The sequence below is a fragment of the Novispirillum itersonii subsp. itersonii ATCC 12639 genome (assembly GCF_000381985.1).
In the GTDB taxonomy this organism is placed as follows: Bacteria; Pseudomonadota; Alphaproteobacteria; order Rhodospirillales; family Rhodospirillaceae; genus Novispirillum; species Novispirillum itersonii.
Map to the genome: position 1 here is coordinate 587,332 of NZ_KB907337.1, position 24,524 is coordinate 611,855.

Genomic DNA, 24,524 nt, shown 5'->3' on the forward strand with positions numbered 1-24,524 from the left:
TTCTGTTTTCCTCCTTGACCTGTTTATAAACTTCCTTACATTTGAAGAAGACCAGAACATCACTGTGTCGACCCCTCCGTAAGACTCCTTCTCCGCAAAGCGGCAGCACGTTCCCCTCGGTGCTGCCGCTTTTGCTTTGCCGTCAGACCTAATCCCACCGCTGCTTTTGGCGGAAATGCCCGAAATCTCTCTACGACCTCTGAGGATTATACCTTTGGGCGCTGGAAATCGCCTGCCTCTACCCCCATCCTGTTCTGGCGCGGGGATGGGATCAGGGCAACTGAAGGACGCTGACCATGAGCACCTATGTATTCCGCAAGATCGCTTCCGATACTGATCGCCCCTGGGCCGTTTACAAAATCGACCCGACCGGGGAAAGCACGCTTGTGGAACGCTTTGAAAGCGCCCCGGAAGCCAAACGCTGGATCGACGTCCTGCGCTTCGATCAGGAAGAAGCGGTCGAGCGCGACGCACTGCCGTCGTGACCGGCGGCGACACCACCGGGGCTGACACAGGATATCCGGCACACTAAAAAAGCCGCCATCTCAGGATGGCAGCTTTTTGTCGGTGACCGCTGGCCTTATGGCTTTACGGCGGCAGGGGCACTCTCCGCAGCGTCGTCATCCCGCGGCTGCTGCGGCTGCTGCTTGTTGTTGCTGCCCGCGCCGACATAGGCAACCGCAGCATGGGTTGCACAATAAGGCTTGCCCGGGATCGCCGGAGCCCCACAGAAGTGGAATCCCGGTTCGCGCGGGTCGCCGATCGGCCAGCGGCAGGTATTGGCCGACAGATCGACCAATGTTTTCATCTTCGGTTCCGGCTCTTTTACCGGGGCGGCAGCCTGACGCGGCTGCTTAGCCTTTTTAATCGGGGACGGGCGACCCTTCAGCCCCAGCCGGTGCGCTTTACCGACCACAGCGTTCTTGGAAACCCCAAGGCGCTTGCCGATCTCGCCGGTGGTCAAGCCCTCGGCCCACAAGACCTTTAGTTCCTCGATCCGCTCATCGGTCCAGACCATGGTGACACTGCTCCAGAAAAAGACGCACCAATGCCAGAGCATTATCTACAGATCGAATCCCCTGTTGTCCATGCCGGAGTCGTGATCAGAGAGGGCATCGCCTGATTTTTGCCATATTCACGGCAGGGAAGACACAGACACCAGCCCCCTCGCCGGACACCGTCAGGCGGGGTGGCCGGTGTCTGCTGCTCGCTCCCGGTCGGTACACCTTCATTCGGCGGCTGATGCACTGCCACCGCCTAACGCTTTGTACAGACTGATGGCATTGCCGATCTCGTCGCGTTTCAGATCCAGCCGGATCTGGCGCGCCGCGTAAAGCTGGCGCTGGGCATCCAGCACTTCCAGACGCCCCTCCAGACCAGCACGATAGCGCAAGGTCGACAAGGCAACCCGCTGCTCTGCCGCTGCCACGGCACGGTCCTGAGCCTCAATCTGATGGTCATAGGTGGCACTGCCTGCCAGACCGTCCGCAACCTCACGAAAGGCGGTTTGGATCACCCGCTCGTATTCAGCAACGGCTTCGGATTTGCGGATTTCGGCCAGACGCAGCTCGGCCTCGAGCTGGCCGCCCATGAACAGGGGCAAAGAGATTTGGGGGGCAAAGCTCCATACCCGCTGCGTCCCGTCAAACAGATTACTCAGGCCGGGGCTGGCGTATCCCAGGGACGAGGTCAACGACAGCCTCGGGAAGAAGGCGGCGCGCGCAGCCCCGATATGGGCGTTCGCAGCGATCAAATTCCGTTCCGCCTGACGAATATCAGGCCGACGGACCAGCAGGTCCGATGGCAATCCGGGCGGAAGACGGGTTTTCACCGCCTTTCCATCCAATCCCCCTGCTGGCGGCAGGTCGTCAGGCAGCTCAGCCCCCACCAGGAGCCTCAGGGCGTTGCCAGCCCGTGCCAGCATACGCGCACGCCCTTCCAGATCAGCCTCGGCCGTGGCGACCTGCCCTTCTGCCTGGGCGACATCCAGCGCACTGCTTTGGTTGGCCGCCTTCAGGCGATGCGCCAGATCCAGCGAGTGCCGCCAGTCAGTCAGGGTCTGGGTGGCAAGATCCAACTGCTCTTGAGCGAGACGTTCGGCGAAATAGGCGTCCGCGACCGCGCTGACCAGTGTGATTTCAGCCGCCAGATACCCTTCTTCGCTGGCCAGATAGCGGGCGAAGGCAGCCTCTGACAGGGACCGCGCCCTTCCAAAAAGATCAATCTCAAAGGAACTGATGCCGATGTCCAGAGTGTGCTGGGTCTGGGTTCGTGCCGCTGTTGCAGGGTCAGCTTTGGGGTCGGCGGCCAGCCGCTGACGGTTAAGGCCCCCCGTGGCACTGACCGCGGGCAACCGGGCCGCCCGCTGGATGGAATATTGCGCCTGTACGGCCTCGACGTTCAACGCCGCTAACCGCAGATCACGATTATTCGTCAGGGCGAGTTCAATAATCCGCTGCAAACGCAGATCGCCGAACATGAAGCGCCAATCCAGATCGGCGGCATTTTCTCTGGCCTGATCCTCACGGGTTGGGGTCGGGTAGTGGCGCGGGACCGGCAGATCCGGCGTGACCGGATCGGGCGTCAAGGAACAGGCCGAGACTGCGACTGACAGAGCAACAATCATCAAACGCATGGCTTTAATCCTGACCTGCCGAAACAGCGTGACCGTTCTGCCGCCGCCAGCTTTGCAGCTTCTCCTGGCCGCCGATGACAAAGACGAAGAAGATGGGGACGAAGAACACCGCCAGCACGGTGGCGCAGACCATGCCGCCAAATACCCCGGTGCCGATCGCATTCTGCGTTTCCGAACCGGGACCACGGGCAAGCATCAACGGCACCACGCCGAGGCCGAACGCCAGAGAGGTCATCAGGATAGGTCGCAAACGCAGCCGTGCTGCGGTGATCGCCGCCTCGGACAGCCCCTTCCCCTGAGCGTGCAGGTGCCGGGCGAACTCGACGATCAGGATGGCGTTCTTGGCAGAGAGACCAATCACCGTAATCATCCCCACCTTGAAAAAGATATCGTTGGGCATGTCGCGCAGCATCACCGCCGCCACCGCGCCCAGCAAGCCCAGCGGCACCACCAGCATCACGGACAGCGGAATCGACCAGCTTTCATAAAGCGCCGCCAGCACCAGAAAGACCACCAGCATGGACAGCGCCATCAGCAGCGGGGCTTGCGCGGTCGACTGACGTTCCTGCAGTGACTGACCGGCCCATTCCATGGCGAAACCGGCGGGCAACTGAGCGACAAGCCGTTCCATTTCAGCCATCGCTTCACCGCTGGACACGCCGGGGGCGGGCCTGCCGGAAATACGCGCCGAAGGGAAACCCTGATAGCGCACCAGTTGCAAAGGAGTGTCTTGCCATACTGGCGTCACCACTTCGGACAGAGGCACCATGCCGCCGTCGGTATTGCGCACAAACAGCCGCAGCACGTCGTCCACCTGCATACGGGCCGGGGCGTCAGCCTGAATGATCACCTGCTGCATCCGTCCGCCATTGGGGAAGTCGTTGACATAGAGAGACCCCATGGCCGCCGTCAGGGTGTCGCGGATGGCACTGAACGGAACCCCCAGCGCCTCGGCTTTCTGCCGGTCGATGTTCAGGCGGACGCCGGGACCGTCGGGCAGGTCGTCGGAATAGACGTCGGCAACGGTCTTGCTGTGTCTGGCCAGATCCAGCAGTTTGGCCTCTGCGGCCTTTAAGGCGGCCTGACCATGACCGGCGCGGTCCTGAAGCCGCAGGTTAAAACCGGACGACGTTCCCATTTCCTCAATCGCAGGCGGCAGAAGGCTCATCACCGTGCCTTCCGTGATGTTGGCCATCGCTTCCTGCGCCGATACGGCCTCGGCGGCGGCGGTAGCACCATCGCGCCGGTCCCAATCCTTGAGCATGGTGAAGGCCATCGCGGTGTTCGCCCCCGAGCCGGAGAAGCCAAAACCCAGAATTGACAGGGTCGAGTCCACACCTGGCCGTGCGGAAACATGGGTCTCGAACCGGCGCACCAGATCAAGCGTACGTTCCTGCGTGGCATCCGACGGCAATTGGAACGAGGTCATGAAATAGCCCTGATCTTCCTCTGGCAGAAAGGCCGAAGGGAGGAGCGAAAAGGCCAGCCCCAGCAGGGCGACGAGGACGGCAAAGACAGCCATCATGCGGCCACAGCGGCGGACTAAGGCGGTGACCCAGTTTGCGTAAGATCCGGTGAAGCGGTCAAACCTGCGATTGAACCAGCCAAAAAATCCGCCTTTGGCATGATGGGCAGGATCAGCCGGTTTAAGCAAAGTGGCACAGAGGGCCGGTGTCAGGCTGAGCGCCAGAAAGGCCGAAAACAGGATCGATACCGCCATCGACAGGGTGAACTGCCGATAGATCACCCCAACCGATCCCCCGGCAAGGGCCATGGGAATGAAAACCGCCGTCAGGACCAGAGTAATGCCGACCACCGCGCCGGTGATTTCCTTCATCGCCTTGACCGTTGCCTCTTTGGGTGACAGCCCTTCGGTCACCATCAGGCGTTCAACGTTCTCCACCACCACGATGGCATCATCAACGATGATGCCGATGGCCAGAACCATGCCGAACATGGTCAGTACGTTGATCGAAAACCCAGCCAGCAGCATGATGGTGAAGGTCCCCAGCAAGGCAATCGGGGCCACAATCGCGGGGATCAGCGTATAGCGGATGTTTTGCAGAAACAGCAGCATGACCAGAAACACCAGCACCATGGCCTCAGCCAGGGTTTGGATAACCTGCTCTATGGAAATTTTGACGAAGGGTGCGGTGTCAAACGGCGTGGCGTAACTCATCCCCAAGGGCATCGCCCGGCTAAGCTCGGCCAGCCGCGCCTTCACGCTTTCGGCTGTCCGCACGGCATTGGCCCCCGGCGACAGCTGCACGGCGGCGACGGTGGAAACGCGCCCGTTCTCACGGTTGGAAAAGCTGTAGGGCTAGGGTCAAAATTTCTTCAAAGCTGCGGGTTACACACACTCAATTTGAAAACACTCTAATTGCTGTGTGCGCAAGGGGGCGCTGATTTTTTAATCTACGTGGAACAAGGCTTTAGGCCATCCTGTTCGCAATTTGCGTGGATGCCATATCCTGAACTAAACACCTAGGTTACGGGCCTGCGAGCATTTTTTCTGATGTTTCGTCGAAACAATGCCTAATCACAGCAAGCCGTCGTTCCGCTTCCCAAGCTGCCATTCAAGATCATCCACGAACTCGTTGGCACGGGTCACTGTGTCGTCATGACCATAATGTTTACGGATCATCTCGGGGCTTGTGCCCATGTTCAGCGCCATCAACCTCTCCGACATTCCGGCTTTCAGCTTCAGCGTGGCGGAAGGGCGCATGCGCGGAAGGGCTTGCGCCCGGACCACTGCTATAGCAGTGGTCCGGGTGAGGCATCTAGAGATTTTGGAAAATAGAATGAATCAATTTTAGGCAATTTTTTCTCATATCAGAACTAAATGAACCAGATGCATAGAGATCTGCAAATTTAGTCAATACATGTAGTCTAAATTTATTTTTCTCCGAAATCAATAATACATCAAAATCAAACCACAACTTGTCTGCAAATTCATTAATCATAATATGAGTTTTATTTGGAAATTGCATATGGCATTCATCAGATGTTGATGTGAAGTTAAATGTCAAAATTTTTCCGTCCTTCACCCTTTCCATCTCAAGTAATGCATCACTTACACATTCTATGTATTTTGTTTCTTTGGACGAATCACTCACAATAACCTCCATAACCTGACTATTTGTTTATAGACTTTATGGCAGCACATTGCCAGTGCAATATCATTCAAATTTCCGCATATTCATCATGCCGCCCCCTCATCCCATTCAAATAGCCCGCCAACCACAAGCTTACAGCCTGTAAGTTGTGGCAAATGGCAATGGCAATGGCAATGGCCGCACGGCGCAGCTAACATTTTGGAGAATTGCACACTATTTTAAGTGTTGTTATGATTTATTGATTTTGCACAAAAAAAAAGGGCCGCATCAGGTGCGGCCCAAGTCTAGGGAGGAAACGTCCAAGAAAGACAACACAGCCTCACCGAAACGGGAGGGACACGCCATGTTGCGATGCGATATATCGCAAGAGAACGTTCGACTGTAAAGGGGAAAGACGCAAAAAGTGAAAATTCGACAGTCCGTTGCTCCGGACTGTCAAAGCGCGACATTAAATTACATAGATGCGGGGATTTTGCGGATACCCTGCGGTATCAGGGTGCGGTCCATCCGCTCTCAAGCGCGATTCTGACCGCCTGTGCGCGGTTTGCCGCGCCAAGCTTGCGGTAAATGTTGCGTAAATGAACTTTTACGGTGATTTCCTGAACATGCAGCAGACGGGCAATCTCTTTGTTGGTGCCCCCCTGAATCATATGCGCCAGAATTTCCCGCTCGCGGGTTGACAGTCTTTCCAGAAGCTTAGAGCCCCCTTCCCCTTCGGCAACCACCGGGCCGGGCGGGGGCAGACCATCCAGCAGCAGGGCATCGACCACAAAAGCAGGAAAGAATCTTTCGCCCGCCAGGATCAACCGCAGAGCCTGCAGCAGCACCGGGCCGCCGAATGTCTTGGGAATATAGCCGACCGCGCCACAGTGCAGTGCAAAACGAACATCCTCAAGATCTGTCGATCCGGACAGCACCGCGACCTTCAGACCGGGATAATTCTGGCACAGGGCTTCCAGCCCGCCGCTGTCCCCTTCCGGCATCCGCAGGTCGAGGATGGCCAGATCCGGCACCGGCCCGGCCTCCACCACCGCATGGGCGCTGGCGTAGGAGTCAGCCTCCAGCAGGTCCAGATCCGGGCTCAGTTCTGCCAGAAACGGCTTCAGGCCACCCCGGACCAGCTCGTGATCGTCAGCAAGTAGAATGCGCATTGTTTTGCCAGTCTTGTCGATCTCCGGCGAACTCTACCATTAAACGTTGCTTATACGAAAGCGTTAGAGGGGCAGAATAAACGGTCCGGACAGGAAAACGGGGCGGAGCCACCGCCCCACCCCGTTGCAACAATCATAGACAGCCTGTCAGCCTGCCCGTCTGTCAGCCTGCGTCGGGCTGCACCTCCGGCGCGGCGGCGGCAAAGGCCGGCAGTGCGCGTGCCGCTTCATCCAGCCGGCACAGGGTCGGGTACGGTGCCAGATCAACATGAAAGCGGCGGGCGTTGTACATCTGCGGCACCAGACAGATATCGGCCAGCGTCGGCGCATCGCCCTGCACGTGCCGCCCGGTGGACGGGTGCCCGGCCACCATCGCCTCCAGCGCCCGGAAGCCTTCCGTCACCCAGTGGCGGTACCAGGTGTTGCGGGCGTCTTCATCATGGCCCAGCGCCCCGAGGTATTTCAGCACCCGCAGGTTATCAACCGGATGAATGTCGCAGGCGATACCCTGCGCAAAGGCCCGCACCCGCGCCCGCCCCAAGGCGTCCGGCGGCAGCAGCGGCGGTTGTGGGCAGATCTCATCAAGGTATTCGCAGATGGCCAGCGACTGGGTCAGGACCGTGCCATCGGCCAGCACCAGCGACGGCACCGCCGCCGCCGGGTTGATCGCCCGGTAGGCATCCGACAGGTGCTGACCGCCATCCCTGACCAGATGGACCGGCACCTGTTCGCAGGGCAGACCTTTCAGGTTCAGGGCAATCCGCACCCGGTAGGAGGTGGAGGAGCGGAAGTATCCATACAGCTTCATGACGGTCAGCCCTTTTCCTCAGCGGCGGTACGGCTGCACGGTCTGGTCAATCGCCCCGAAGACCGACTGACCGGCGGCATCGCGCATCTCAATCCGCACGGTGTCGCCAAACCGCATAAACGGCGTGGACGGTTTGCCGGTGTTGATGGTTTCAATCATCCGCACCTCGGCAATGCAGGAATAGCCGACGCCGCCATCCTGAATGGCCGAGCCGAACGCGGTATCCTGCTTGTTGGACACGGTGCCGGAGCCGATGATCGCCCCGGCCCCCAGCGGGCGGGTTTTCGCGGCGTGCGCCACCAGTGTCGGCAGATTAAAGGTCATATCCACCCCGGCATTGGCCTTGCCGAACGGTGCGCCGTTCAGGGTAACCAGCAGCGGCAGATGCACCTTGCCGTCAGCCCAGGCGTCGCCCAGCTCATCCGGGGTCACCGCCACCGGCGAAAAAGCGCTGGACGGCTTGGACTGGAAAAAGCCGAAGCCCTTGGCCAGTTCTTCCGGGATCAGGCCGCGCAGCGACACATCGTTGACCAGCATCACCAGCCGGATTGCCTCAGCCGCCTGATCCGGGGTTGCCGCCATCGGCACATCGCCGGTGATGACCGCCACTTCCCCTTCAAAGTCGATCCCATAGGCCTCATCCGCCATCACCACCGGATCACGCGGCCCGAGGAAGGTATCGGACCCGCCCTGATACATCAGCGGATCGGTCCAGAAGCTGGCCGGAAGCTCTGCCCCGCGGGCACGGCGCACCAGCTCGACATGGTTCACATAGGCCGAGCCGTCGGCCCACTGATAGGCACGCGGCAGCGGTGACGCACAGGCCGCCTCATCGAACGCCATCGTATCGGGCAGGGTTCCGGCGTTCAGGGCGTCAGACCGGGCCTGCAGCAGCGGGGCCAGCCGGTCCCAGTCATCCAGCGCCGCCTGCAGGGTCGGGGCCAGATCAGCCACCGCCACACAGCGGCTGAGATCGCGGGACACCAGCACCAGACGGCCGTCGCGGCCATGCTTGAGGGAGGCGAATTTCATCGGGGTCCATCCATCAATCAGAATAATTCCAGACTGTCAGATAAAGACAGTCCGGCCCCGGTCGGGACTGATCCCGCCGGGGCACGGGCAGGCAGAGCTTATTTCTTCTGCCACGACTTATAGTATTCGGTCCATTCCACGCCTTCCGGCAGCTCTGCCGGGGTCATCATGTCGCGGGTATCGACCATCACCGCCACTTCGTCGGTTTCCTTACGGGCGTATTCCATCGCCGTGTCATAGGCCTTGGGGTGCGGCCCGTGCGGGAAGCCGATCGGGTGATAGGTGGTCATCCCCGGCCGGATGTTATCGCGGGAGAAGAACTCACCCTTATGATAGAAAATGAACTCGTCGTAATCGACGTTGGAATGGAAGTACGGCAGCTTCAGCGCACCGGGGTCAGACTCGATCGGGCGCGGGCAGAAGGTGCAGATCACCACCCGGTTGGACAGGAAGGTGCAGTGGGCTGACGGCGGAACGTGGTAGCGGGCGCTCATCAGCGGGCGGATGTCACGCCAGTTCAGCTTCACCGGGGCCAGATCGCCATGCCAGCCGATGGCATCCAGCGGATTGAAGCCATAGGTGACGTAGGACAGCGCATCCTGCCGCTTGATTTCGCACAGGGTTTCAGCTTCGGAATACTGTTCTTTGAACGCTTCGTCGATGCGCGGCACATCCAGGATCGCCGGATCAAAAATGGCGTGGGTGCCGACCAGCCCCTTGCCCGGCAGCTTGTAGCTGTCGCCGGTGGCCTCGATCATCAGCACCATTGCCGGTTCATCACATTCCAGCCGCCACTGCACGCCGCGCGGCACCAGAATATAGTCGCCATCCCGGAACGGCATATGGCCGAAATCGCAGTAAAAATGGCCGCTGCCGGTATGGAAGAACAGCAGATCATCACCATCGGCATTGCGGGCCAGAGCCGGCATTTTGCCTTCGGTCTTCCAGATGCGGATCTTGGTGGCGGCATTGAACAGCACCAGCCGGGCATCCCACGGCGAACCGGAGACAGCCGTGGCAGTGTTCAGGTCAAAGGCGCGGGGGCGCAGCGGGCCTTCCCACTTGACCCAGCCGGTCGGGGCGTGGCGGTGATGCAGCTGCGACGCCGGGCCGAAGAAGCCTTCCCGGCCCATTTCCTGCTCATAGGTGCCTGCGGGCATATCGCAGTGGGCCTGTCGGCTGGCGGTTCCCTCAACGATGGGGAACTGAATCCAGTTTTTCATCCTCCCGGAACTCCTTATGGTGCGTCACGGCGCGCCTGTGGCCGCCGACAGCGTTGTGTGGAGATGGCCATCCGGCATTGCCGTGCTAAGATGGTTCCTTCTGAAACCAATTTAGTTTCACCTGAAACTATTTCCAAGCGGAATTTTTCCAAAAAGGCGGCCCATGTCGAAAAAACCGTCCCGTCTCCCCTCTCCCGCCGCCCCGGCCAATCCCGGCGACCCGCTTCAGCTTGATCTGTTCGTGCCGTACCGCCTGTCGGTGCTGTCGAACCTGATCAGCCATACCGTCGCGACGATCTATGGCGAGCGGTTCGGGCTGGCGATCCCGGAATGGCGGGTGATGGCGGTGCTGGGGCTGGCGCAGCATCAGGGCACGCCGATGTGTGCCAATGCCGTCGCCCAGCGCACGGAAATGGATAAGGTGCAGGTCAGCCGCGCCGTCTCACGCCTGCTGACGCTGGGCCTGCTGGGCCGCACGGTGGATAAGGCCGACCGCCGCAAGGCCAATCTGACCCTGACCGATGCCGGTTATGCGGTGTATCAGCAGATTGTTCCGCTGGCCCTGCAATATGAAGGGGAACTGCTGGATACGCTGGAAACCGATGAACTGATGATGCTGGAACGGCTGCTGGATAAACTGACCAAAACCGCGCGCGGCCTGTCCGCCAGCTTCCAGCCCGCCGAAACGCCTTAACCTTCGACCACAAACAGATCGAAGACGGCCTTCGGATTTTCCAGCTCGACCACCCACAGGTCTTCGTCATAGGTGCGCTGCCGGTCGATGAAAGCGTCGGCCTCAGCCTCGGGCACCGGGTCCGGCCCGGTCCCCAGACGCCAGTGGGTCACACCGTCCACGGTGCGGGCCTGCACCAGCACCTGACAGCCTTCGGCAAACAGGTTCAGCTTGACCAGCACCGCCCCTCTGTCAGGATCGCCGGAGGCAACCACGGCGGCAAAGACATCGCGGGCGGCGCAGCTCCGGATCAGGGCCTGTACCCGCAGTTTGGTGTTCAGCCGCAGTTCGGTCATGCCAGCCCCCTTTTCCAGTCCCTCTTGCTCATCCTCATGGAGATACCCGTGAAGCTGATTGGCCGCAACTACTCCCCTTTCGTCCGCCGCGTCGCCACCACGCTGACCCTGCTCGACATTCCGTTTGAGCATCAGCAGCTGTCCGTCATCACCGATCGGGAAACAGTCAAAGGATACAGTCCGCTGGTGCGGGTTCCGGCACTGGTGCTCGACGATGGCGAAACCTTGATTGACAGTGCCGCCATTCTTGATGCCATTGACGAGATGGCAGGGCCACAGCGGGCCCTGATCCCCGCAGGCGGCGCAGACCGCCGCACCGTGCTGAAGCTGGTTGCGCTGGCGGTCGGGGCCTGTGAAAAGATGGTCACCGCGTATTACGAACGCACCCGCCGCCCGGCAGAGTTTCTGTACGAAGACTGGGCCCGGCAGTGCGAGGATCAGGCCCGCGCCGCCCTGACGGTGCTGGACCAGACCGCCGCCGCCGCGACACCGCTGTTCGGGACCCGACTGACACAGGCCGATATTTCCGCCGTCATCGCCTATGACTTTGCCTGCCTGACCCTGAAAGAGCGGCTGACCCCCGAGGTCAGCTTCCCGGCTTTGGCCGCATACTCTGCCCGGCTGAATGCCCTGCCCGCCTTTGCCAACACTCAGGCGACCTGACGCCGGGGACAACAGAACAGCAGAACGGCCCGGCAGGTCTCCCCGCCGGGCCGTTCTGTTTCAGGCCGGTCAGCCTTACCCGCTCAGTCTGACTTATTCAGTCCGCAGGATCAGATGGAAGCCGAAAGCGGTTTCCACGATATCTGACAGTTCGTTCACCTCCAGCGCGAAGGAGGCCTTGTCGAATTCCGGCACCATCATCCCGGGGGAGAAGCGGCCGAGATCGCCACCGTCTTCGCCCGAGGGACAGTCAGACAGGGTCTGCGCCGCTTCGGCAAAATCGACATCACCCGACTTGATCTTATCGCGCAGGCGGGTCATCGCTTCCAGCGCGGCGGCGCGCGACCGGTCGCTGGAGGATTCCGGCACGCCAGCGTGCATCAGAAGGATGTGGGACGCGCGAATGGTGGCGGCCATGGAAGTTACTCCTTAGATCAAAGCTGCCGCTGATATGCCCGCATCCGTTCACGGATGCAAGACCAGAGGATGATCCGTTCACGGATGCAAGACCGGAGGATGATCCGGTGACGGATGCAAGACCGGATCATCCGGGACCGTCAGGCTGACAGCACGCGGTAGACCTGCACCGCCGCCATCAGGTCTTCCAGCGCACAGCCGACCGACTTGAAGAAAGTGATCTCCTGATCGCTGCCCCGTCCGGCAGCGGTGCCCCGGCACAGGTCGTAAAGATCGCCGTGGATGCCGTCTGCCGTCAGTGCGCCGCTGGCCAGCGGCTGGACGATATCGCCGCCTTCCTTGGTCGCCCCGGCGCGGGTATCGACGTACACGCGGGCCCGGCGCACCGCCTCGTCATCGGCTTCACGCATCGCCGGGGTAAAGCCGCCGACCAGATCAAGGTGCTGCCCCGGGCGCAGCCACGCCCCCTGAATCAGCGGCTGGGTCGACAGGGTCACGCAGGAAATGATATCGGCCTGCCCGACCGCCGCTTCCAGCGACGCGGGCGCAACCTCCACCGTCACGCCAAGATCCGCCAGCTCCGCCACGGTTGCCGCCGCTTTTTCCGGGTTGCGACCCCAGATCAGCACCCGGGTCAAAGGCCGGACGGCAGCATGGGCGCGGGCCATATGTGCCGACAGGCGGCCAGTGCCGACCACCAGCAGGGTGGCGGCATCCTTCCGGGCCAGATAATCAGCGGCCAGCGCTGACGCCGCAGCGGTGCGGCGGCTGGTCAGCTCCGGCCCGTCCATCACCGCCAGCAGTTCGCCGGTTTTGCCCGATGACAGCAGATAGCTGCCGTAAATCGACGGCTGCCCCCGGTCGGCATTGCCGGGAAACACCGACACCACCTTGACCCCGACAAAGCCCCCCTCAATCCACGCCGGCATCAGCAGCAGGGTGGCGGCGGCCTCGCCGGGCACCTGCATGGTATGATGATGACGGACCGGCATCTCGCACCCCTGACGGAACCCGTCCCGCAGGGCTTCCACCAGCGCGGCGGGGGTCAGGGCGGCAGCAACGGCGGCGGCATCGGCAAACTGCATGAACGGACGCTCCTTGATTTCTGGGGATAGGATTTCTGGGGATGGGGAGAGGCCGGGGGCTTTCTCTCTGTGCCCCACAGTGACAGAAACCGCCCGCCAGCGCGAACAGGATTTTGGATCCAGAATAAACAAGCCGCACAAAAAAACCGGGCAGACCGCAGCCTGCCCGGAGGGAGTTGATACCGTATCGGAGGGAACAAAACAGAAACAAACTTATCCTTCCAGCACACCCCGGCGGATCTGATCCAGCTCGATCGATTCAAACAGGGCGCGGAAATTACCTTCACCAAACCCCTGATTGCCCCGGCGCTCGATGATTTCATAAAAAATCGGACCAATGACATTCTCGGTGAAGATCTGCAGCAGCAGCCCTTGATCCTGCGTCGGCGCACCGTCGATCAGAATGCGGTTGCGGCGGAACGGCTCCAGATCCAGCCCGTGCCCCGGCACCCGGGCATCAACCAGCTCGTAATAGGTTTCCGGGGTATCAAGGAAGCGGATATCCGTCTTCATGCTCTCAACAGTGGCGACAATATCGCCGCTGCTCAGGGCCACGTGCTGCACTCCTTCCCCATTATAGGCGTGCAGATACTCTTCAATCTGGCTCTTATCGTCAGAGCTTTCATTGATCGGGATACGGATCTTACCGTCCGGGCTGGTCATCGCCTTCGACTTCAGGCCGGTCAGCTTGCCTTCGATGTCGAAGTACCGCACTTCACGGAAGTTGAAGATGCGCTCGTAAAAACCGGCCCACGTCTCCATGTTGCCCCGCATGACGTTGTGGGTCAGGTGATCAATGTCGGTCAGGCCGTGCCCTGCCGGATGGGCATCCACACCGGGGAAGAAGGTGAAATCGCCATAGACATCGCCTTTGGCCCCGTAGCGGTCCACCAGATACAGCAGGCTGCCACCGATCCCTTCAATCACCGGGGCATCGACCACCGGGGCGACACCCGGCACCACCGCACCGGTGCTGACCGCATGGGCCTGCGTCTGCGCCGCATCAGCCACCCGGAAGGCGATGGAACAGATGCTCGGTCCGTGCGCGGACCGGAAGCGGGCGGCGTGGCCATCGGTCTCAGCATTCAGCAGAAACGAAATATCGCCCTGCCGGTACAGCGTGACCGGGCGGCTGTTATGCTTCGCCACCGCCGTGAACCCCATGTTCCGGAACAGGGCATCCAGCGCCGCACAGTCCGGGCCGGTATATTCAACGAATTCAAAGCCATCGGTGCCCTGCGGATTATCCCACAGGTCAAGACGGGCTGTTGACCGGGCGGGCTGGTGAATGGCGTTCATGGCGTGGTGTCCTCCCCGGAGACCGTGGTGTTGTTCTGTCTGGAATCATACCAAAATACCCCCGCACGGGGCTTGCAAAGGTGGCCCCGCGACGGCATCCTGATTCACGGTTCCGCCACTTATGAAGATGATTTTGCAATGACCGAGCATGACAGCAGTCTTGATGCCATTGATCGCCGCATCCTGCGGGCCATGCAGGAGGATGCCCGCCTGTCAAATGTCGAGCTGTCGGAACAGGCCCATCTGTCGCCGTCACAATGCCACCGCCGCCTGAAACGGCTGGAAGAACTGGGGGTGATTGACGGGTATTCCGCCCGCCTGAACCCGGAGAAAATCGGGCTGGGCGTCACCGCCTTTGTCAGCGTGTCACTGGGCAAACATGGGGAAAGCCCCGCCACCCGCTTTGCTGAAGCGGTGCAGGGAATCCCTGAAATTCTGGAATGCCATTCTGTCAGCGGCGAGGCCGATTACCTGCTGCGGGTGACCGCGCCGGATCTGAAGTCTTTCTCTGACTTTCTGATGCACCGTCTGATGGCTTTCCCGTTCGTGGAAAGTGTTAAGTCGTCCATCGCGCTGGAATGCCTGAAACGCTGGAAAGGACTGCCGGTGCCATAACCCGGCACCGGCCACCTCAGCGGGATTCTGCCAGCCACCGGTCCAGCGCCGCATCGGTCTGCCGCCGCAGGTCACCGGCCCGCTGCCCCAGCTGAAGGGCCTGCGCCAGATCCCCGGCCTCACACAGGGCCTCGACCTGACGGCCCAGCGCATACAGGGCGGCAAAGCCGAAGTTGGAAGCGGCACCGGCCAGTTTGTGGGCCGCCCGCGCCACATCCGCCGCCACCGGCGCGGCGGTCATGACCGACCGTTCCAGCTCTTCCGCCGCAAAACCGGAGCTGCGGCGGCCAAGGTCAAGGATCACCGCAAAGCTGTCTGCCCCCAGTGCGGCCTGCCGTTCCCGGATAAAGGCCTCATCAAGCGGCAGATCCAGCGATGTCCAGCCCGGCCCGCCCGCAGCAGCGGTTTTGCGGCGGCTGAGCAGGCCGCTCAGCACGGTACGGAACTGCGGCATACGGATCGGTTTAGCCACCACGCCGGACATGCCCGCCGCCTCATAGCGGCTGACATCATCACCGAAGACATTGGCCGTCAGTGCCAGCACCGGCACAGCCGCCCGCGCCGGGTCCGGCAGCGCACGGATCCGGCGGGTTGCCTCAACCCCGTCAACATCGGGCAGCCGGATATCCATCAGGATCAGGTCATAATCGCCCTGCCCGGCCATCTCCACCGCCTCCAGCCCGGTGGAGGCAACCTCGACACGGTATCCCTCCCGCTCCAGAAAGGTCACGGCGACCCGGCGGTTCACCTCGACATCCTCGACCAGCAGAATGGTCCGTACCCCGTCAACCCCGGCACCGGCAGCAGATACTGTTTCCATTGCGTCCTCCCCGCTCTGTCCGCCGCCGGTCCCCACACCGATCAGCCGGACAACGCCAAGCTCCCGCGTCACCTGACCGGCCGCATCCCGCTCCCGGCTCAGGGACAGTTCAATCACCCGTTCTTCTTCCACATCGGCGCACACCCGCAGCACCCGGCTGCCGCTGGTCCAGTCCTGCCGGTCAAGCCACGGGAACAGCGCCCGCTGATCGTCAGGCCGGGCCATGCCCAGCACACCGGCCAGCGTGGACGGCATCGCCTGACGGTCCAGCCCCCAGACGGCGGCAAACCCGTCAGACCATTCATACCGGTATCCCTGCCTGCCCCGCTGCGCCACAAAGTGGCCGACACCGCCACGGGCCTCAATCAGGGCCAGATCCTGACGGCGGCGCTCGCACTGGCGCTGCATCTCCGTCACCTGCTGCTGCTGCGCCAGATCGGCAGAGGCATCGCGGATCGTCGCCACGAACACCGGCTGACCGTTGATATCAATCCGGGTCACCGTACAGATCATCGGAAACAGCGCCCCGTCGCGTCGCCGTCCCTCCATCTCCACCGGTCCCTGCCCGGTATAGGTCAGCACCCCTTCCGTGACAAAACGCCGCAGCGACTTCAGCAGCCGCTCCCCCCATTCCGGCGACAGCAGGGTCACCACCGGCAGACCCGACACCTCATGCCCGCGCCAGCCGAAGACCCGCTCCGCCCCCGGCCCGAAAATATCAATGGTGCCGTCAACGGTCAGGGTGATCACCCCATCCGGCACGCAGGACAGGATCGCCTCCAGCTGTTCGCGGGTGGCATTGGTTTCCCGCGAGGCTTCCGTGACCCGCTTTTCGAGCGACCGGTTGAGGGCCACCACATGCCGGGACAGGGTCTGTGACGTCTGATAAACGCGGTTGAGCCGGACCCCCATCAGGAAGACATGGCCCAGCGCAAACAGAACACAGCCGGTCGAAATCACCCCCAGGGTCCCCGGGATCTCGATCTCCGGCACCGACCGGTGCCGCAGGAACAGATCGGTCAGCACCGCCACCACCAGAATCAGCACCGATCCGGCCACCCACAGCGCCCCGTCCCGCCAGCGCCGCATCAGCACAACGGACAGGGCCGCCGCCGCAAGAAGCACCACCATTAACAGAACCCGAACCCAGTCCATGATCCCGGGCAGCGCCGACGGCGGCAGCAGCAGAACCACCAGCAACGCCGCACCGCACCCGGCGGATCCGGCCCGGACAGCGGCAGCCGACACATCTTCGGGAAACAGCGCCCGCAGAAACTGCCCGTACAGCGCCCCGATCATCAACAGACTGGCACCGTCAAAACGGCGCAGGCCATCCGGGCCAATCTGCCCGGCCAGCGGACCAACGCCCGACAGCGCGGGAAGCAGGGCCCGCGCCGCTGCCAGCAGCAGCAGCGCACTCAGCAGATAAAACTCCCCCGAGCGCCGCAGCGCCGCCAGAGCGCCAAAATACAGGGCCAGTGCCAGACCACCCCCGGCCATCACCAGACTGACCATCAGCAGCGGCGTCACCGGCATCAGTCACACTCCGTCCCACGGCGGGCAGCCAGTGCCGCCTCAGCCCGCGCCAGATCATCCGGGGTATTGATATTGCTGAAAGGATCAGGGGCGCCCGCAGACTTTTCCGGCGGGGACGCCCACTGCAGACGGCAGACCCCGGCCTGCTGCATCCAGCCCCCGACCCGGCGCTCCCCCGCGGTCAGAGCCCGGCGCAGATCGGCAGCCAGAGAGACCGGCAGCAGGGCGATCGCCGGATGCCAGCGCAGGCGGCCATCCGCCGCCGGGGCCTCGACCGTCACGCCCGAACAGACAGCGGCGTCTGAAGCCAGCTTTGCAGCCATCGCCGCCCCAAGCCCCGGCGGCACCAGCGGCACATCGGCCGGACAGGTCAGCACCCAGCCATACCCACGGCGGCCCGCCTCCTCCAGACCGGCCAGAATTCCGGCCAGCGGCCCGGCCCGGCCTTCATCCGCCACGGTCAGCGGCAGCAGCGGATCAGGCAGACAAGGCAGCACGACTGCCTGATAGCGGGCGGTCTCGTGCCCGGTTGCCAGCACCACTGCCCCGGTCATCGCCCGCAGGGTTTCCGCCACCCGCAGGGCCATCGGCACACCGGCCAGCGGCAGCAGCGGCTTCTCTGCCCCGCCCATACGGCGGCCCTGCCCCCCGGCAAGCACCACCCCAAGAATACGGTCGGGAACAGCGCCGGGATCCCCGGTGGAAAACCGGGGGGCCCCCTGCTGCCGGATTTCTGCCGCTGCGTCGGTCACGTCGTGATTTGCCTCAGGTCTCTGTTGTCCCGGTCGTTCCCCCGGTGACATGACCGGGGCGTGTTATCCGGTGACTATACTGCAGTCCCTGCCGCTGTCGCGCATTACCACCATACCGATGGTCCGTTATGGCCGGACGGAAATACCGCTCTTCCTACCGGGCCGGCGGGGCAGTCAGGGCTCCGGCAGTCAGGGCTCCGGTAAGGGCCTTCAGCACAAAGCCGGTCATCTGTGCCCGGTCCGCCCACGGAAAGCCGCTGTTGCCGATATGCAGGCTGATGACCCCGTGCACCGCCGCCAGCATGCCGTGGGCGATCACGTCAAGATCCTGCGGCCCCGTCCCTGCCGGAACCGCCAGCCGGACCTGATCAAGGATGAAGACATTGACCCGCTGGACCACCGGATCAGCGGCAAAAGCCTCCCGTTCCTGCACGAACTGGTGATCCGCCTCCAGAAACATGGCCCGGAACGGATCGGGCCGTTGCCACCAGAAATCCGCATAGGCCGAAAACAGCGCGGTCAGGCGACTGGCCGGGGCTTCGCCGACGGCGGAAACCGCCGTCCGCATGGTCTCCAGAAGGGCTGACAGATCTTCTGACCACAGTTCCCGCAGCAGGTCTTGCCGCCCGGAAAAATAGAGATAGAGGGTGCCGGGGCTGTACCCGGCCTCTGCCGCCAGCCGCCGCATGGTCAGCCCGGCAACACCGTCACGGGCATGGACCCGGCGGGCACAGTCAAGAAACTGCCGCCGGACCCGCTCCTGCTCCTGCGGGGTCCGCGCCCGCCGCCGCCCGTCGCGCGGGGGGACCGGCCCCGGCGGAATGTCAGAAACGTCATCCCGTTCTGACAGTGCCGGATCTGCGGGCTGCGCGCCGGTTCTGCCGTTCTGCGGATAGGTGAAGACCATGGGCCGAGTTCCCCGAGTCATTTCTATGCTGTCGTTCTGACAGCATTCCCGACTATGGGCCATACGGAAAAAGCATATTCGGGTCATTCACCCCATGATTGAGGCCGAAAAAAGGAGACCGCAGGCTCCGGCGTCTCCTTTTTCCAGTTTCTCACGGGTGTTCAACAGATTATTCAGCAGCCAGCAGGCGAGCTTCACGCCCCTGCCCGGTCTGCGGCGCCGGGGAGCGGAAAACCGCCAGCAGATCAGCCCAGCGCTGCCTGACGGACTGCGCCGCCTTTTCCTTCACCGCGCCGAAGCCACGGATGTCATCGGCTGCCGCCGCAATCTCCACCGCCGTCGCCAGCCGGGCCGCATCCGTCAGCCCGGCACAGAGATCCCGCAGGAGCGCTTCATACTCTGCGATCAGGGCGCGTTCCATCCTGCGCTCTGCCGTCCAGCCGAACGGATCGAACCGGGTGCCGCGCAGCCCTTTCAGGCGGGCCACCACCCCCAGAACGGGGAAAATCCAGCGCCCGAATTCGTGCTTGCGCGGCTCTCCGCCCGGGGTGCGGCCCAGCGGCAGCAGCGGCGGGGCCAGATGCAGCGACACCTTATAGTCACCGTCAAACACCTGATCCAGCCGGGCCCGGAATGCCGGATCGGCATAGCGGCGCGCCACCTCGTACTCATCCTTATAGGCCATCAGCCGGTACAGGCCCCGCGCCGCCGCCAGCGTCAGGGCATGGCCGGAAGACACCGCGGCCTCCGCCTGCCGGACCTGCGCGATGATCCGGCGGAAGCGCTCAGCGTAAGCCGCATCCTGATACCCCGCCAGATCATCGGCGCGGGCCGCGATCACGCTGTCCACATCCTGCGCCAGCTTAGGCCGCACGGTGCCGAACCCGGCGGCAACATCCGTCACATAGGCCGGATCAACCGCCGCCATCCGGCCCCACGCCAGCGCCCGCTTATTGGCATCCCGCGCCACGCCGTTCAGGTCAATCGCCTTTTCCAGCGCCTCCAGCGAGACCGGCAGCAGCCCTTTCTGCCACGCGTAGCCCAGCAGGAACAGGTTGGACCCGATGCTGTCGCCCAGCAGGGCGGTGGCAAGACGGCTGGCGTCAACCAGATCAAGGTTATCGCCCCCGACAGCCTGCTCCAGCGCCACCGTCAGCCGCTGCGGTTGCAGGGTGGCATCGCGGTTGCGCATAAACGCGCCTGTCGGCACCTCGGCGGTGTTGCAGATCACCCGGCTGTGGCCCTGCCGCAGCACGCCGAGCGCCTCCGGCGTGGTGGCCACCACCATGTCGCAGGCCAGCAGAACCTCTGCCTGACCGATATCAATCCGCACCTGCCGCAACGCCTGCGGCGACGCGCCGATGCGGACATGGCTAAGCACCGCGCCCCCCTTCTGAGCGAACCCCATGAAGTCCAGCACACTGGCGCCCTTGCCTTCAAGATGCGCCGCCATACACAGCAGCGCCCCCACCGTCACCACCCCGGTGCCGCCGATGCCGGTGACCAGAATTTCCCACGGTTCAGCGCTGACCGATGGCACCGCAGGCAGCGGCAGGGCCGCCACCCGCTCCCGGAAGCCGGGGAAATCCCCGGCGCTCTGGGGTTTGCGCACCGCGCCCCCGCGCACCGAGACAAAACTGGGGCAGAAGCCCTCGACGCAGGAAAAATCCTTGTTGCAGGACGACTGATCAATCTGCCGTTTGCGACCGAACTCGGTTTCCACCGGCTGCACCGACAGGCAGTTGGATTTGGCGGTACAGTCGCCGCAGCCCTCACACACCGCTTCGTTGATGAACAGACGCCGGGCCGGATCGGGGAATTTGCCCCGCTTGCGCTTACGGCGCTTTTCAGCCGCGCAGGCCTGATCGTAAATCAGCACGGTGACGCCGGGGGTGGCGGCCAGACCGCGCTGCACGGGATCCAGCTCTGACCGGTGATGAAAGGTGCAGCCGGGGGCAAAGCCGCTGCGGTCGGTGTACTTTTCCGGCTCGTCACTGACCACGGCGATGCGCCGCACCCCTTCGGCATGGACCTGCCGCGAGATTTCCTGCACCGTCAGCGGCCCGTCGTGCGGCTGGCCGCCGGTCATCGCCACCGCGTCGTTGAACAGGATTTTATAGGTGATGTTGGTCTTGCCCGCGATGGCCTGCCGGATCGCCATCAGCCCGGAATGGTAATAGGTGCCATCGCCCAGATTCTGGAACACATGTCTGCGCCGGGAAAACAGCGACTGCGCCATCCAGTTGACGCCTTCGCCCCCCATCTGCACCAGCCCTTCGGTGGAGCGGTCCATCCAGTTGGCCATGAAGTGACAGCCGATGCCCGCGTAAGCCTTGCTGCCCTCCGGCACTTTGGTCGAGGAATTGTGCGGACAGCCGGAACAGAAATACGGGGTCCGCTTGACATCGGCGGGCAGGTCGAACCGGCGCAGCGCCGGGGCCACCTGCGGCAGACGCTCCGCCAGATCCGGGGCCAGCCACGGGAAAGCGGCGGACAGGCGCTCCACCAGCGCCGGGGCAATCCGTGACGGACGCAGTTCCCCCAGCGAGGCCAGAAGGGCGCGGCCATCCGGGGCCGTCTTACCGGAGACCTTCGGCGCGCCGGGCTGGCCGTACAGCAGGGTCTTGATCTGATCTTCGATGATGCCCTTTTTCTCTTCGACCACCAGCACCTCATCCAGCCCGGCGGTAAAACGGCGCATCGCCTGCGGCTCCAGCGGCCATGTCAGACCCAGCTTCAGCACCCGCACCCCCAGCGCGGCCAGCCCGGCCTCATCCAGCCCCAGTCGGGCCAGTGCCTCCATCAGGTCCAGAGATGCCTTGCCGGTGGTGACGATGCCGAAGCGCGCCTGTGGCGCATCGACCAGCAGCCGGTCAATGCCCGGATTGGCCCGGACAAACGCATGCACGGCCTCCAGCTTGGCGGCCATCCGTTCTTCGATGGTCAGGCTCGGCAGATCGGGCCAGCGGTAATGCAGGCCACCGACCGGCACCGTGTAACCGCTGGGGGCGGTCAGGGTCAGGCGGTGTGGGTCCACCTCCACCGAGGCGGCACTTTCCACCGTCTCTGAAATCGCCTTAAAGCCGACCCACGCCCCGGTAAAGCGCGACAGCGCCCAGCCATACAGGCCGAAATCAAGATACTCCTGAATATTCGCCGGGTTGAGGACCGGCATCGACCACGCGATGAAGGCATGGTCAGACTGATGCGGCATCGACGAGCTGACCACCCCGTGGTCATCCCCCGCCACCACCAGCACCCCGCCATGCGGTGACGACCCGAAGGCGTGGCCGTGCTTCAGTGCATCCCCCGCACGGTCCACCCCCGGCCCTTTGCCGTACCAGATGGCAAACACACCCTCCACCGTGCCCTCGCCGCCATGTTCCACCTGCTGGCTGCCAAGGACGGCAGTGGCGGCAAGATCTTCGTTGATGGCGGGCTGAAAGGTGACCGCATTTTCGGCCAGCAGATCTTTCACCTGCCACAGCGCCTGATCATAGCCCCCCAGCGGGCTGCCCCGGTAACCGGAGATATAACCCGCCGTGGTCAGGCCCGCCGCCCGGTCCCGCGCCGCCTGCATCAGCGGCAGCCGCACCAGCGCCTGCGTGCCGGTCAGGTAAACCCGGCCATGGGGGCGAAGGTAGCGGTCCTGAAGGGTGTAGGACGGATCAGCCAGTGACGTCTGCGGCACGGGTGCGGCGGTCAGGGCGTTGGTCATTGCAGGGGCCTCCCGGTGTGTGGCCCGATCCTCCGGCGGCGATACAGCAGCGCCGGGGTCGGGTATTCTTCAATTCAGACCAATTCTAGATCCGGGGAGGCGGAATTTTTTCCCTATTTTACCCTTCGACATGGCATTCTGGGGCAGACTTTTCCCCCAGAACCGATTTTTCAGGATTTTTTACCCGCATGACGACATCTCTGGACCCGACTGAAATCCGCATTCTTTCCGAGCTGCAACAGGATGGGCGGCTGACCAATAACGATCTGGCGGAACGGATCGGCCTGTCGGCCTCGCCGTGCTGGCGGCGGGTCAAGGCGCTGGAAGACAGCGGCGTGGTGCGCGGCTATGTCGCCCTGCTCGACCCGCATAAGGTCGGCATCGGTGAAAGCGTGTTCTGCAATGTCACGCTGGAACGGCAGACCGAAGGCGCGGTCGAGCGCTTTGAGCAGGAAGTGCGCCGCCGCCCGGAAATCATGGAGTGTTACGCGATGACCGGGGATTACGATTATCTGCTGCGGGTGGTGGTCGATGAGGTGCGGACCTACGACCGCTTTTTGCAGGATTTCGTGTTCCGGCTGCCCGGCATCGCCCACGTCAAATCCAACTTCGCGCTGCGCGAAATCAAGTACGAAACCGCCCTGCCCCTGCCACGCCCATAGCCGTCAGCCCCGGCCCCGGGCCGGGCTGAAATAGGCCGAAAGAACCAGAGTCGGACCGCCCCGGCGGGAAAATTCAACCGCCGCAGTCAAAGAGCGATGGAATTTCAATGAGTTTCCCGCATCTGCTCAATTGGAGGAATACACCTCCACAAGCTGTTGAGTTTTTTGGCGTTTAGGCTAACATCTGCAAACTTCAAGGGAGGCATGCGCCCGCAGCGGCCCCTACAGGGACCATACAAGGGTATGATTCAGGGTATGATTCGCGCGGGCTTACGTGCATCCTTATCGGGATCTTGGTCATCCAGTCAGGACAAAAAAGAATGAACGTTGCCCTGCGCGCTCTTGCCGTTGGCTCTGTCGTGGTACTTGCTGCCGCTGCGGCCCATGCCGCTGATCTGAGCGCCCCTGCCGTGCAGGTGGCGCAGGCCCAGCCGGCTGCCACCGCCGAACAGCAGCCCGCCCCGGCCAAAAAGCAGGAAAAGCCCGCCGAAGCGCCGAAGGCGGCCCCGGCCAAGGCTGAAACCAAGCCCGAACCCAAGCCCGAACCCAAGACTGACGCGAAGGCCACTGACGCGAAGGCTGACCCCAAGGCCGCCGCCCCGGCCGCAGCGGCTGCCACTGCCGCAGCCGCTGCCCCGGTCGCCAAGGCTGAAGAAAAGCCGCTGCCGGCCAATCTGTCGGGCGAATGCGCCTACACCGGCAAGCGCATTGTCGGGCTGCTGGCCCGCGACGACGTCGATCAGGCCCGCAAGTTCATGGACTTCTACCGTCTGTTCAGCTGCGATGAAAAGCACATCGGCCCGACCTTCCGCTGCCTGGTGAATGACAGCACCGTCAACGCCTCGGCTGAAGATATCGCTGCCCGCATTGACCGTTGCTGGACCAAGCAGGACTAAGGTTAAGGCACTGTAAGCGGGTCAGGCCGTCAGCGGTCTGGCCCCTTCTTTCTTTCCGTCTTCCGACGCGACGCTTCACAGCCGGACCCCGCAGTCGGATTACCCCCGCTGCGGGGTCCGGTTCTTCAACATGCCCTGCGGGATGCCCCTGCGGGACTTC

At 62.8% G+C, this 24,524-nt stretch carries 22 protein-coding genes and 1 pseudogene; 6 read left to right on the forward strand and 17 right to left on the reverse strand.

Annotated elements, in window-relative coordinates; translation table 11 throughout:
• Nucleotides 1-296 precede the first annotated feature (296 nt).
• Entirely contained in the window at nucleotides 297-485 is a 189-nt protein-coding gene (locus tag G365_RS0102720) for a hypothetical protein (protein ID WP_019643967.1), read from the forward strand.
• Nucleotides 486-580: 95 nt separating this feature from the next.
• Here the strand turns inward: G365_RS0102720 and G365_RS0102725 are convergent, their stop codons facing one another.
• The 9 genes and pseudogenes from G365_RS0102725 to G365_RS0102760 all read right to left on the reverse strand — a co-directional run bounded on the left by G365_RS0102725 (nucleotide 581) and on the right by G365_RS0102760 (nucleotide 9,965).
• Entirely contained in the window at nucleotides 581-1,018 is a 438-nt protein-coding gene (locus tag G365_RS0102725) for a GcrA family cell cycle regulator (RefSeq protein ID WP_019643968.1), read from the reverse strand.
• A gap of 210 nt (nucleotides 1,019-1,228) precedes the next feature.
• Nucleotides 1,229-2,635 (reverse strand): efflux transporter outer membrane subunit, encoded by a 1,407-nt coding sequence (locus G365_RS0102730; RefSeq protein WP_019643969.1) that lies wholly within the window; start codon nucleotides 2,633-2,635, stop codon nucleotides 1,229-1,231.
• A gap of 4 nt (nucleotides 2,636-2,639) precedes the next feature.
• Nucleotides 2,640-4,940, reverse strand: a pseudogene (locus G365_RS19995) (efflux RND transporter permease subunit); the annotation flags it as partial.
• A 234-nt stretch (nucleotides 4,941-5,174) separates the two neighbouring features.
• Nucleotides 5,175-5,309, reverse strand: a complete 135-nt coding sequence (locus G365_RS24435; protein WP_019643971.1) for a hypothetical protein — start codon at nucleotides 5,307-5,309, stop codon at nucleotides 5,175-5,177.
• 106 nt (nucleotides 5,310-5,415) lie between these two features.
• Nucleotides 5,416-5,751, reverse strand: a complete 336-nt coding sequence (locus G365_RS24195) for a hypothetical protein (protein ID WP_211217647.1) — start codon at nucleotides 5,749-5,751, stop codon at nucleotides 5,416-5,418.
• A 491-nt stretch (nucleotides 5,752-6,242) separates the two neighbouring features.
• Nucleotides 6,243-6,902: a response regulator transcription factor gene (locus tag G365_RS0102745; protein WP_019643972.1), complete on the reverse strand. Its 660-nt coding sequence runs from the start codon at nucleotides 6,900-6,902 to the stop codon at nucleotides 6,243-6,245.
• Nucleotides 6,903-7,065: 163 nt separating this feature from the next.
• On the reverse strand, nucleotides 7,066-7,710 hold the full coding sequence (gene maiA, locus G365_RS0102750) for a maleylacetoacetate isomerase (RefSeq protein ID WP_019643973.1): 645 nt from the start codon (nucleotides 7,708-7,710) through the stop codon (nucleotides 7,066-7,068).
• Nucleotides 7,711-7,728: 18 nt separating this feature from the next.
• Nucleotides 7,729-8,742: a fumarylacetoacetate hydrolase family protein gene (locus tag G365_RS0102755; RefSeq protein ID WP_019643974.1), complete on the reverse strand. Its 1,014-nt coding sequence runs from the start codon at nucleotides 8,740-8,742 to the stop codon at nucleotides 7,729-7,731.
• Nucleotides 8,743-8,840: 98 nt separating this feature from the next.
• Nucleotides 8,841-9,965: a homogentisate 1,2-dioxygenase gene (locus tag G365_RS0102760; protein WP_019643975.1), complete on the reverse strand. Its 1,125-nt coding sequence runs from the start codon at nucleotides 9,963-9,965 to the stop codon at nucleotides 8,841-8,843.
• A gap of 163 nt (nucleotides 9,966-10,128) precedes the next feature.
• Here G365_RS0102760 and G365_RS0102765 point away from each other — a divergent pair, with 163 nt between their 5' ends.
• Complete coding sequence (locus tag G365_RS0102765; RefSeq protein ID WP_019643976.1) at nucleotides 10,129-10,659, forward strand: MarR family winged helix-turn-helix transcriptional regulator; 531 nt, start codon at nucleotides 10,129-10,131, stop codon at nucleotides 10,657-10,659.
• On the opposite strand, the gene G365_RS0102770 is transcribed toward G365_RS0102765, so the two are convergent.
• Entirely contained in the window at nucleotides 10,656-10,994 is a 339-nt protein-coding gene (locus G365_RS0102770) for a DUF1491 family protein (protein ID WP_019643977.1), read from the reverse strand. The genes G365_RS0102765 and G365_RS0102770 overlap by 4 nt on opposite strands.
• A gap of 48 nt (nucleotides 10,995-11,042) precedes the next feature.
• Here G365_RS0102770 and G365_RS0102775 point away from each other — a divergent pair, with 48 nt between their 5' ends.
• Complete coding sequence (locus G365_RS0102775; protein ID WP_019643978.1) at nucleotides 11,043-11,657, forward strand: glutathione S-transferase family protein; 615 nt, start codon at nucleotides 11,043-11,045, stop codon at nucleotides 11,655-11,657.
• Nucleotides 11,658-11,750: 93 nt separating this feature from the next.
• Here the strand turns inward: G365_RS0102775 and G365_RS0102780 are convergent, their stop codons facing one another.
• The 3 genes from G365_RS0102780 to hppD all read right to left on the reverse strand — a co-directional run bounded on the left by G365_RS0102780 (nucleotide 11,751) and on the right by hppD (nucleotide 14,458).
• Nucleotides 11,751-12,074 (reverse strand): peptidylprolyl isomerase, encoded by a 324-nt coding sequence (locus G365_RS0102780; RefSeq protein WP_019643979.1) that lies wholly within the window; start codon nucleotides 12,072-12,074, stop codon nucleotides 11,751-11,753.
• Between the two features lie 140 nt (nucleotides 12,075-12,214).
• Nucleotides 12,215-13,159 (reverse strand): bifunctional Delta(1)-pyrroline-2-carboxylate/Delta(1)-piperideine-2-carboxylate reductase, encoded by a 945-nt coding sequence (lhpI, locus tag G365_RS0102785; protein WP_019643980.1) that lies wholly within the window; start codon nucleotides 13,157-13,159, stop codon nucleotides 12,215-12,217.
• A gap of 213 nt (nucleotides 13,160-13,372) precedes the next feature.
• Nucleotides 13,373-14,458, reverse strand: a complete 1,086-nt coding sequence (hppD, locus tag G365_RS0102790) for a 4-hydroxyphenylpyruvate dioxygenase (protein ID WP_019643981.1) — start codon at nucleotides 14,456-14,458, stop codon at nucleotides 13,373-13,375.
• Between the two features lie 138 nt (nucleotides 14,459-14,596).
• Between hppD and G365_RS0102795 the strand changes: the two genes are divergently transcribed.
• Complete coding sequence (locus tag G365_RS0102795) at nucleotides 14,597-15,073, forward strand: Lrp/AsnC family transcriptional regulator (RefSeq protein WP_026345041.1); 477 nt, start codon at nucleotides 14,597-14,599, stop codon at nucleotides 15,071-15,073.
• A gap of 16 nt (nucleotides 15,074-15,089) precedes the next feature.
• Here the strand turns inward: G365_RS0102795 and G365_RS0102800 are convergent, their stop codons facing one another.
• The 4 genes from G365_RS0102800 to G365_RS0102815 all read right to left on the reverse strand — a co-directional run bounded on the left by G365_RS0102800 (nucleotide 15,090) and on the right by G365_RS0102815 (nucleotide 22,806).
• Complete coding sequence (locus G365_RS0102800; RefSeq protein WP_019643983.1) at nucleotides 15,090-17,429, reverse strand: response regulator; 2,340 nt, start codon at nucleotides 17,427-17,429, stop codon at nucleotides 15,090-15,092.
• The gene (mobA, locus tag G365_RS0102805) at nucleotides 17,429-18,181 is read right to left on the reverse strand and encodes a molybdenum cofactor guanylyltransferase (RefSeq protein WP_019643984.1); all 753 of its coding nucleotides are present in this window, start codon (nucleotides 18,179-18,181) and stop codon (nucleotides 17,429-17,431) included. Before mobA ends, G365_RS0102800 begins: the two co-directional genes overlap by 1 nt.
• A gap of 154 nt (nucleotides 18,182-18,335) precedes the next feature.
• A complete protein-coding gene (locus tag G365_RS22610) occupies nucleotides 18,336-19,088 on the reverse strand; it encodes a TetR/AcrR family transcriptional regulator (protein WP_019643985.1) in 753 nt (250 codons plus the stop codon).
• Between the two features lie 169 nt (nucleotides 19,089-19,257).
• A complete protein-coding gene (locus G365_RS0102815) occupies nucleotides 19,258-22,806 on the reverse strand; it encodes an indolepyruvate ferredoxin oxidoreductase family protein (protein ID WP_019643986.1) in 3,549 nt (1,182 codons plus the stop codon).
• A gap of 188 nt (nucleotides 22,807-22,994) precedes the next feature.
• On the opposite strand from G365_RS0102815, the gene G365_RS0102820 reads away from it, so the two are divergent.
• Complete coding sequence (locus G365_RS0102820) at nucleotides 22,995-23,468, forward strand: Lrp/AsnC family transcriptional regulator (RefSeq protein WP_019643987.1); 474 nt, start codon at nucleotides 22,995-22,997, stop codon at nucleotides 23,466-23,468.
• Between the two features lie 320 nt (nucleotides 23,469-23,788).
• Nucleotides 23,789-24,364: a hypothetical protein gene (locus G365_RS22615; protein ID WP_019643988.1), complete on the forward strand. Its 576-nt coding sequence runs from the start codon at nucleotides 23,789-23,791 to the stop codon at nucleotides 24,362-24,364.
• Nucleotides 24,365-24,524: the final 160 nt, after the last annotated feature.

What these genes read in the sequence shown, in the direction of transcription:
- G365_RS0102720 (WP_019643967.1), top strand. Translation starts at nt 297, where the DNA reads ATGAGCACCTATGTATTCCGCAAGATCGCTTCCGATACTGATCGCCCC.
- G365_RS0102725 (WP_019643968.1), bottom strand. Translation starts at nt 1,018, where the DNA reads ATGGTCTGGACCGATGAGCGGATCGAGGAACTAAAGGTCTTGTGGGCC.
- G365_RS0102730 (WP_019643969.1), bottom strand. Translation starts at nt 2,635, where the DNA reads ATGCGTTTGATGATTGTTGCTCTGTCAGTCGCAGTCTCGGCCTGTTCC.
- G365_RS24435 (WP_019643971.1), bottom strand. Translation starts at nt 5,309, where the DNA reads ATGGCGCTGAACATGGGCACAAGCCCCGAGATGATCCGTAAACATTAT.
- G365_RS0102745 (WP_019643972.1), bottom strand. Translation starts at nt 6,902, where the DNA reads ATGCGCATTCTACTTGCTGACGATCACGAGCTGGTCCGGGGTGGCCTG.
- maiA (WP_019643973.1), bottom strand. Translation starts at nt 7,710, where the DNA reads ATGAAGCTGTATGGATACTTCCGCTCCTCCACCTCCTACCGGGTGCGG.
- G365_RS0102755 (WP_019643974.1), bottom strand. Translation starts at nt 8,742, where the DNA reads ATGAAATTCGCCTCCCTCAAGCATGGCCGCGACGGCCGTCTGGTGCTG.
- G365_RS0102760 (WP_019643975.1), bottom strand. Translation starts at nt 9,965, where the DNA reads ATGAAAAACTGGATTCAGTTCCCCATCGTTGAGGGAACCGCCAGCCGA.
- G365_RS0102765 (WP_019643976.1), top strand. Translation starts at nt 10,129, where the DNA reads ATGTCGAAAAAACCGTCCCGTCTCCCCTCTCCCGCCGCCCCGGCCAAT.
- G365_RS0102770 (WP_019643977.1), bottom strand. Translation starts at nt 10,994, where the DNA reads ATGACCGAACTGCGGCTGAACACCAAACTGCGGGTACAGGCCCTGATC.
- G365_RS0102780 (WP_019643979.1), bottom strand. Translation starts at nt 12,074, where the DNA reads ATGGCCGCCACCATTCGCGCGTCCCACATCCTTCTGATGCACGCTGGC.
- lhpI (WP_019643980.1), bottom strand. Translation starts at nt 13,159, where the DNA reads ATGCAGTTTGCCGATGCCGCCGCCGTTGCTGCCGCCCTGACCCCCGCC.
- hppD (WP_019643981.1), bottom strand. Translation starts at nt 14,458, where the DNA reads ATGAACGCCATTCACCAGCCCGCCCGGTCAACAGCCCGTCTTGACCTG.
- G365_RS0102795 (WP_026345041.1), top strand. Translation starts at nt 14,597, where the DNA reads ATGACCGAGCATGACAGCAGTCTTGATGCCATTGATCGCCGCATCCTG.
- G365_RS0102800 (WP_019643983.1), bottom strand. Translation starts at nt 17,429, where the DNA reads ATGCCGGTGACGCCGCTGCTGATGGTCAGTCTGGTGATGGCCGGGGGT.
- G365_RS22610 (WP_019643985.1), bottom strand. Translation starts at nt 19,088, where the DNA reads ATGGTCTTCACCTATCCGCAGAACGGCAGAACCGGCGCGCAGCCCGCA.
- G365_RS0102815 (WP_019643986.1), bottom strand. Translation starts at nt 22,806, where the DNA reads ATGACCAACGCCCTGACCGCCGCACCCGTGCCGCAGACGTCACTGGCT.
- G365_RS0102820 (WP_019643987.1), top strand. Translation starts at nt 22,995, where the DNA reads ATGACGACATCTCTGGACCCGACTGAAATCCGCATTCTTTCCGAGCTG.
- G365_RS22615 (WP_019643988.1), top strand. Translation starts at nt 23,789, where the DNA reads ATGAACGTTGCCCTGCGCGCTCTTGCCGTTGGCTCTGTCGTGGTACTT.